Below are 7,226 nucleotides of genomic sequence, written 5' to 3' on the forward strand. Positions count from 1 at the left end.
CGTAACCCAGCGCTTCGTAGAGGGCCATCGCCTCCGGCTGCTTGGTGCCCGTCTCCAGGCGCACGCGCCGCCGGGGCGCGGCGCGTGCGCCTGGAGACGGGCACCAAGCAGCCGGAGGCGATGGCCCTCTACGAAGCGCTGGGTTACGAGCGCAGCGCTTCGTAGAGGGCCATCGCCTACGTCGACCCCGGCAACGTCGCCGCCAACCTCACCGCGGGCGCCGGGTACGGCTACCTGCTGCTGTGGGTGCTGGTCGCGGCCAACGCGATGGCCGTCCTCGTGCAGTACCTGTCCGCGAAGCTGTCGGTGGTCACCGGCTCCACGCTGCCGGAGCTGCTGCGCGCCCGGCTGGGCACGAAGGCCCGGCTGGCGTACTGGGGGCAGGCCGAGCTGGTGGCCGCCGCCACCGACCTCGCCGAGGTCATCGGCGGCGCGGTGGCGCTGAAGCTGCTGTTCGACACCCCGCTGCTGGTCGGCGGGCTGGTCGTCGGCCTCGTCTCGCTGGGGCTGCTCATGCTGCAGAACCGGAACGGGGTGCGCCGCTTCGAGGCCGCCGTCGTCGCCCTGCTGCTCGTCATCGTCGTCGGGTTCGTCTCCGGCGTCGTGCTCGCCCCGCCGGACCCGGCCGAGGCCGTGGAGGGGCTCGTGCCGCGCTTCGCGGGCAGCGAGACGGTGCTGCTGGCCGCGAGCATGCTCGGCGCCACCGTCATGCCGCACGCGGTGTACCTGCACTCGGCGATGGCCCGCGACCACCACGGCGTCGTGGCCGCGCACCGCACCCGGCGCGTGCTGGGCGCCACCCGCATCGACGTCCTCGCGGCCCTGCTCGTGGCGGGCGTGGTGAACATCTCGATGCTGCTGCTCGCCGCGTCCGCGCTGCGCGGCGTCGAGGGCACCGACACCCTCGAGGGCGCGCACGCGGCCGTCGCCACCCACCTCGGCACCGGGGCGGCGCTGCTGTTCGCCATCGGCCTGCTGGCCTCCGGGCTGGCATCGACGTCGGTCGGCGCCTACGCCGGCGCGGTCATCATGCAGGGGCTGCTGCACGTGGACGTCCCGCTGCTGGTGCGGCGGGTGGTCACCCTGGTGCCCGCGCTGGTCTGCCTGGGCGTCGGCGTCGACCCCACCCGCGCCCTCGTCGTCAGCCAGGTCGTCCTCAGCTTCGGCATCCCCTTCGCGCTGGTCCCGCTCGTGGCGCTGACCAGCTCCCGCGCGCTGATGGGCGCGCACGTCAACCGCCGCGGCACCCACCTCGCCGCCGTCACCGCGGTGGCGCTGGTCGTCGCCCTCAACGTCGCCCTGCTCTGGCTGACGTTCACCGGCTGACCACCAGCCGAGCGCCGGCCGACGCTCAGGCGGGCAGGTGCCGGCGCACGAAGTCCAGCTCGACCCGCATCTGGCGCACCCGCTCGTCGTCGCGCAGCGAGCCGTGCCCGGCGTCGTAGCGGTAGACCTCGTGCGCGGCGCCGCGCGCGGCCAGCCGCGCCAGGTAGTTGTCGATCTGCCGGATCGGGCAGCGCGGGTCGTTGCGGCCGGCCAGCACCAGCACCGGGGCGCGGACGGCGTCGACGTAGGTGATCGGCGAGGAGTCCGCGTACTTGTCCGGCACCTGCTCGGGGGAGCCGCCGAACAGCGAGCGGTCGAAGGCCTTCAGGCCCTCCATCTCGTCCTCGTAGGCGGCCACGTAGTCGGCCACCGGCACCCCCGCGAGCCCGAGGGCCCACCGCTGCGGCTGCGTGCCCAGCCCGAGCAGGGTGAGGAAACCGCCCCAGGAGGCCCCGGCCAGCACCACCCGGTCGGGGTCGGCGATCCCGGCGGCGACGAGGTGGTCGGCGACCGCGGCGATGTCGGCGAGCTCCACGTGGCCCACCCGGGCGTCCAGGGCGTCCCGCCACGCGGAGCCGTAGCCGGTGGAGCCGCGGTAGTTCACCTGCACCACGGCGAACCCCTCGTCCACCCACGTCGCCACGTAGGGGCGGAAGGAGTCGGTGTCGTGGTGGGTGGGACCGCCGTGGACCTCCACGACGAGCGGCAGCGGGCCCTGCGCACCGGGCGGGGTGCGCAGCAGCGCGTGCACGCGCCCGCCCTCGCCGTCCACCCAGACGTCGCGCACGTCCACCGACGGCGGCGCGGGCTCGCCCGGGGCGCGCAGCAGGACCCGCCCGGTGCGGGTGCGCACGCTCGGCGGCTGCGCCGAGGACGACCACGCCAGCCACACGTCGCCGTCCGGGCGGGCCGTGGCGCCGCCCACGGTGCCCGTCGAGGGCCCCACCCGCCGCACCGCGCCGGTGCCGAGGTCGACCAGGTGCGCCAGCGTGCGCGCCTCGTGGTCGACCAGCACGACGAGGCCGGTGGCGTCGCGGGTCCACTCCGCGCCGGCGACCTCCCCCGGCACGTCCAGGCGCACCGGGATCTCCATCCCGGTCACCACGTCGAGGACGAGCAGTTCCGAGCGGCCCCCGCGCTCGTGCTCCACGAGCAGCCGCCCGTCCCCGCGCACCGGTGAGAAGGCGATCGGCGTCACGCCCCTGCCGGGCCCGTCGGCCAGCTCCACGACGGTGGAGGCGTCGTCCAGGCGCAGCACCCGCAGGTCGGGGTGGCGGGAGTCGCCGTGCTCGGAGTGCGCGATCGCGACGAACTCCTCGTCGGGGGACAGGTCCGCCACCCAGGCGTCCTCGCGGTGCTCGTAGAGCGTGCGCGCCGCTGCGCCGGGTTCGACGACCTGCACGCGGGTGCCGTAGCCGTCGTCCTGGCTGCCGACGACGACCCTGCCGCTGCGCCCGAACGCCAGCCCGGCGGAGTAGGCGGCGGGCAGCCCCAGCGGGTCCTCGACGCCCTCGCCGGGAGCCGCGCCGAACGGCTGGCGCCGCCAGACGCCGTGCTCGTCGCCGTCGGTGTCGTCGAACCACCAGACGAACTCCCCCGACGGCTCGATCGTCACCGTCGAGGTGCCCTCGGCGCGCTCGGTGAGCCGGGTGAGCGCGCCGGTGCCCGCGTCGAAGGAGTGCACCTCCAGCACGCCGCCGACGGTGGCCTCCACGACGCAGCGCTGCGGGGCGTCCTGCGCCCACTCCGGCAGCCCGACCCGGCCGGCGCGGAAGCGCCGCTCCCAGAGCGGGACGTCGGGGTTCGGGGCCGGTGCGGGAGGGGTGCTCACCCGGCCGATCGTGCCACGCCCCGCCGCGCGCTCAGCCCGCGGTCGCCACCGCCTGCGGGAACAGGCGGCGCAGCACGTCGGCCAGGGTGACGACCCCCGCGACCGCTCCCCCGTCGGTGACGACGGCGAGGTGGTTGCGGGTCTCGCGCATGGCCGTCAGCGCCGCGTGCACGGTGGTGCCCGCCTCCAGGACGAACACCTCCCGCACGTGCGGGTCCGCGGGCGCCTCCGCGGGCTCGGTGAGGGTGTCGCGCACGTGGACCACACCGGTGATCCGCTGCGCCTCGCCGACCAGCACCCGCAGGTGGCCGGTGCGGCGGGTGACCTCGCGCACGTCCCCGACGCTGGCGCCCGCCGGCACCGCGGCCAGCTGCGCACCGGGGCGCAGCAGCTCGCGCACCGTCATGCGCTCCAGCTCCAGCGCACCGGAGAGCTGGGCCGAGAAGCGCGCGTCCAGCGCGCCCACGTTCGCCGAGTGCTCCAGCAGGTGGCGCAGCGCGTCGGGGCTGTGCCCGGCGGCGACCCCGTCGGCCGGTTCGGCGCCGGCGCGGCGCACCAGGGCGTTGGCCGCCGCGTTGAGGACCTTGAGCGCGGGGCGGAAGACCCACGTGAAACCGCGCATGGGCAGCGCCAGCAGCAGGGCCGAGCGCTCCGGGTGCGCGATCGCCCAGGACTTCGGGGCCATCTCCCCCACCACGAGGTGGACGAAGGTGACGACGAACAGCGCCAGCACGAAACCGGTGACGTCGGCGGCCACCGACGGCAGGCCCGCGCCCTCGAACAGCGGGGTCAGCCAGTGGTGCACCGCGGGCTTGCTGATCGCCCCCAGGGCCAGGGTGCAGGCGGTGATGCCCAGCTGGGAACCGGCCAGCAGCACCGTCAGCTCGGCGGAGCTGCGCAGCGCGGCGCGCCCGGAGGCGGTGCCGGCGGCGTCCTCCAGGCGGTGCCGCTTGGCGGCCAGCAGCGCGAACTCCACGGCCACGAAGAACGCGCTGAGCCCGACGATGAGCGCGGTCGCCGGGACGACGATCCACGGGTCGTCGCTCACCGCTGCACCTCCTGGTCGGTGGTCTCGGGCAGTTCCAGGCGCACCCGGGCGGGCACGTGCCGCTCGACGGCCAGCACCGCCACCCGCAGCCGCGCCGGGGCGGCGCCGGAGTCGCGGTCCACGTCGGCCGGGTCGGCCGGCAGGTCGACCTCCAGCACCGTCCCCGGCTGCGGCAGGCCGCCGTGGCTGGCGATGACCAGGCCGGCGATCGTCTCGTAGTCGCCGCGCGGCAGGTCCACGCCCAGCGCGCGCTCCACCTCGTCGACGTGCACCTCGCCGGCCATCTCCCACACCCCGTCGTCCTCCACCGGCACGTAGCCGGCGCTCTCGTCGTGCTCGTCGGTGATCTCCCCGACGAGCTCCTCGGCGAGGTCCTCCAGCGTGACGACCCCGGCGAAGCCGCCGTACTCGTCGACCACGCAGGCCAGCTGGTTGCGCGTCTCCGTCAGCTGGCGCAGCACGTCGGGCAGCGCCGTGAGGGTGGAGACGACCAGCGGCGGGCGGGCGATCGCGGTGACCGGTGCGCCGTCGGGTTCGGCGGTCACCAGCAGGTCCGCCAGGTGCACGACGCCGACGACGTCGCCGGTGTCGGCGGCCAGCACCGGGTAGCGCGAGTGCCCGATGGCCATGAGCGCGCGCACCAGGCCCAGGTCCGCGGTGTCGGGCACGGTGTCCACCCGCGAGCGGGGCACCATCGCGTGCTCCACGTCGCGGTGCGGGAAGTCCAGGATGCGGTCCAGCACCACCGCCAGCTCCGCCGGCAGGTTCCCGCTCTCGCGGGACTCCTCGACGATGTGCTCCAGGTCGCGGGCGGTCGCGGCGTGCTCGACGTCGTGGACGGGCTCGATGCGCAGCGAGCGCAGCAGCAGGTTCGAGGCCTGGTCGAAGAACCAGATGAGCCAGCCGAACACCTTCAGGTACACCAGCGTGGAGCGCGCCAGCCAGGTCGCCACCGGTTCCGGCTTGGCGATGGCGAGGTTCTTGGGGAACAGCTCGCCGAACAGCATCTGCACGAGCGTGGAGAACAGCAGCGCGGCGACCGCGCCGACGCCCACGCTCACCGCGGCGGGGATCCCCACCCCGCCCAGCAGGGCGCCGAGCGATTCCCCGATGAGGGGTTCGGCGACGTAGCCGACGAGCAGGCCGGTGACGGTGATGCCCAGCTGCGCGCCGGAGAGCATGAACGAGGTGCGGCGGGTGACCGACAGGGCGCGGCGGGCGCCGGCGTCCCCGGCGTCCGCGCGGGCGTTCAGCCCGGAGCGGTCCACCGACATGTAGGCGAACTCCTGGGCGACGAAGTAGGCCGTCACCGCGGTGATGAGCAGCACCACCAGCACGCCGAGCAGGAGGGAGAGCACGTCCGTCACGGGCGACCCACCCCCGCACCGGTCCTCGTCGGCCGTCCAGGGGTGGGGCGGGTACTCGGGGGGTCGTCGTCGCGCACGGCGGCGGCGGTCCTTCCTGTGGTGGCGGGTGTCTCCCCCGGTTCAACGGACGGGCGGCGCCCCCAGTTCCCGGGGGATCGTGAAGCGGGTGGTGACGCGCCGCGCGAAGGCGACGTGGTCGGGGGCGCGGCCGGCCAGCCCCGGGAAGCCCGCCGCGGCCAGCAGGCCGTCGTCGAGGGCGAGGACCTGCGCGCTGCGCAGCGGCCACTCCTCGTGCTCGTTGGCCACCCACCACGTGCGGCCCAGGTGCGCGACGTGCAGGCCGAAGCGGGCGGTGACGAAGCGCGCGACCTCGTCGTCCGCGCCGATCTCGTCGGCGCCCTCGCGCACCACGACCCGGCTGCGCACCCCCGCCGGGGTCCGGCACGTCCAGGCGAACTCGCGGGCGCCCTCGCGCTCGCGCTGCGCCCGCCGCATCCGCGACCACCGGTACGGCAGCCCGAACACCAGCTGCGCCCCCAGCACCACCGCCAGCCGCGTCGCGTCCAGGCTGGCGAAGACGACCCCGCGCCGGCCGGCGTCGTCGACGGAGTACATCCGCACGTTCGTCTCCAGGAACGTGCCGAACCACGGCACCGCGGGCAGCCGCCCCGGCGCCGCACCGCGCAGGGTGAACGGGATGAGCCCGACGTAGGTGGCGCCGTCGAGCACGTCGGGGCGCACCCCCGGCGGCAGGTGCGGCGCGACGAGCGCGGGGTCGACCGCCCAGTGCAGGAACGCCAGGTCGTCCCAGTGCTGGTGCATCATCACCGGCCCGCCCAGCGGGGCGGCGGCCGCGGCGGGCAGGCGGTCCAAGGGGCGCTCGTGAGGAGGTGCGGCGTTCACGCCCACACCGTCCCCTCCCCACGCGCTGCGCGCACGGCGTACCGCGGGGTCCGGTCTGCGGGCTCGTGCGCGGGCGGGCGCGGTGCCAGGCTGGGCCGGTGGCGACGGGTGCGCGGGACGAGGCGAAGGACGAGCTGCACGGCTACCTGCGGGAGGGCCGCGAGGCGGTGCTGTGGAAGCTGGAGGGGCTGTCCGAGCGCGACGCCCGCCGGCCGCTGACCCCCACGGGCACCAACCTGCTCGGCCTCGTGAAGCACCTGGCCGGGGTGGAGGCCGGCTACTTCGGCGAGGTCTTCGCCCGCCCCTTCCCCGAGCCGCTGCCGTGGGTGGAGGACGACGCCGAGCCGAACGCGGACATGTGGGCCACCGCCGAGGAGTCCCGCGAGGACGTCACCGCGCTCTACCGCCGGGTGTGGGCGCACAGCGACGCCACCGTCGCCGCGCTGCCGCTGGACGCCCCCGGCCACGTGCCGTGGTGGCGCCCGCAGGCGCGCCCGGTCACCCTGCACCGCGTCCTCGTCCACGTGGTCGCCGAGACCCACCGGCACGCCGGGCACGCCGACGTCGTCCGCGAGCTCGTCGACGGGCGGGCCGGGCTGCGCGCCGCGAACGGCAACCTGCCCGACGGCGACGCCGACTGGTGGGCCGCGCACCGGGCGCGGTTGCAGGCGGTCGCGGACGGGGTTCGCTGAGGTCCTCGGCTACCGCTCACCCAGCGGCGGGGCGGGCGGAAGCACTTGCGGTCCGGCCT

General features: G+C 75.8%; 5 protein-coding genes and 1 pseudogene. 2 read left to right on the forward strand and 4 right to left on the reverse strand.

Translation table 11 applies throughout. From position 1 onward, the window contains the following. Positions 1 to 168: 168 nt before the first annotated feature. A pseudogene (locus GTQ99_RS17195) lies at positions 169 to 1,326 on the forward strand (Nramp family divalent metal transporter); the annotation flags it as partial. Positions 1,327 to 1,351: 25 nt separating this feature from the next. Here the strand turns inward: GTQ99_RS17195 and GTQ99_RS27075 are convergent. From GTQ99_RS27075 to GTQ99_RS17215, 4 genes are all read right to left on the reverse strand, one after another. Then, positions 1,352 to 3,157 carry a prolyl oligopeptidase family serine peptidase gene (locus GTQ99_RS27075; protein ID WP_166616953.1) on the reverse strand — a complete coding sequence of 602 codons (1,806 nt, stop codon included), beginning with the start codon at positions 3,155 to 3,157 and terminating at the stop codon, positions 1,352 to 1,354. Between the two features lie 31 nt (positions 3,158 to 3,188). Then, complete coding sequence (locus GTQ99_RS27080; RefSeq protein ID WP_166616954.1) at positions 3,189 to 4,205, reverse strand: CNNM domain-containing protein; 1,017 nt, start codon at positions 4,203 to 4,205, stop codon at positions 3,189 to 3,191. Beyond that, positions 4,202 to 5,572 (reverse strand): CNNM domain-containing protein, encoded by a 1,371-nt coding sequence (locus GTQ99_RS17210; protein WP_166616955.1) that lies wholly within the window; start codon positions 5,570 to 5,572, stop codon positions 4,202 to 4,204. The genes GTQ99_RS27080 and GTQ99_RS17210 overlap by 4 nt, the downstream gene beginning before the upstream one ends. 120 nt (positions 5,573 to 5,692) lie before the next feature. Beyond that, complete coding sequence (locus tag GTQ99_RS17215; RefSeq protein WP_240897623.1) at positions 5,693 to 6,445, reverse strand: YqjF family protein; 753 nt, start codon at positions 6,443 to 6,445, stop codon at positions 5,693 to 5,695. Positions 6,446 to 6,573: 128 nt separating this feature from the next. Between GTQ99_RS17215 and GTQ99_RS17220 the strand changes: the two genes are divergently transcribed. Further along, positions 6,574 to 7,167, forward strand: a complete 594-nt coding sequence (locus GTQ99_RS17220; RefSeq protein WP_166616956.1) for a mycothiol transferase — start codon at positions 6,574 to 6,576, stop codon at positions 7,165 to 7,167. Positions 7,168 to 7,226 lie beyond the last annotated feature (59 nt).

Origin of the sequence: Kineococcus vitellinus (assembly GCF_009906315.1) — a bacterium.
GTDB classification, from domain to species: domain Bacteria; phylum Actinomycetota; class Actinomycetes; order Actinomycetales; family Kineococcaceae; genus Kineococcus; species Kineococcus vitellinus.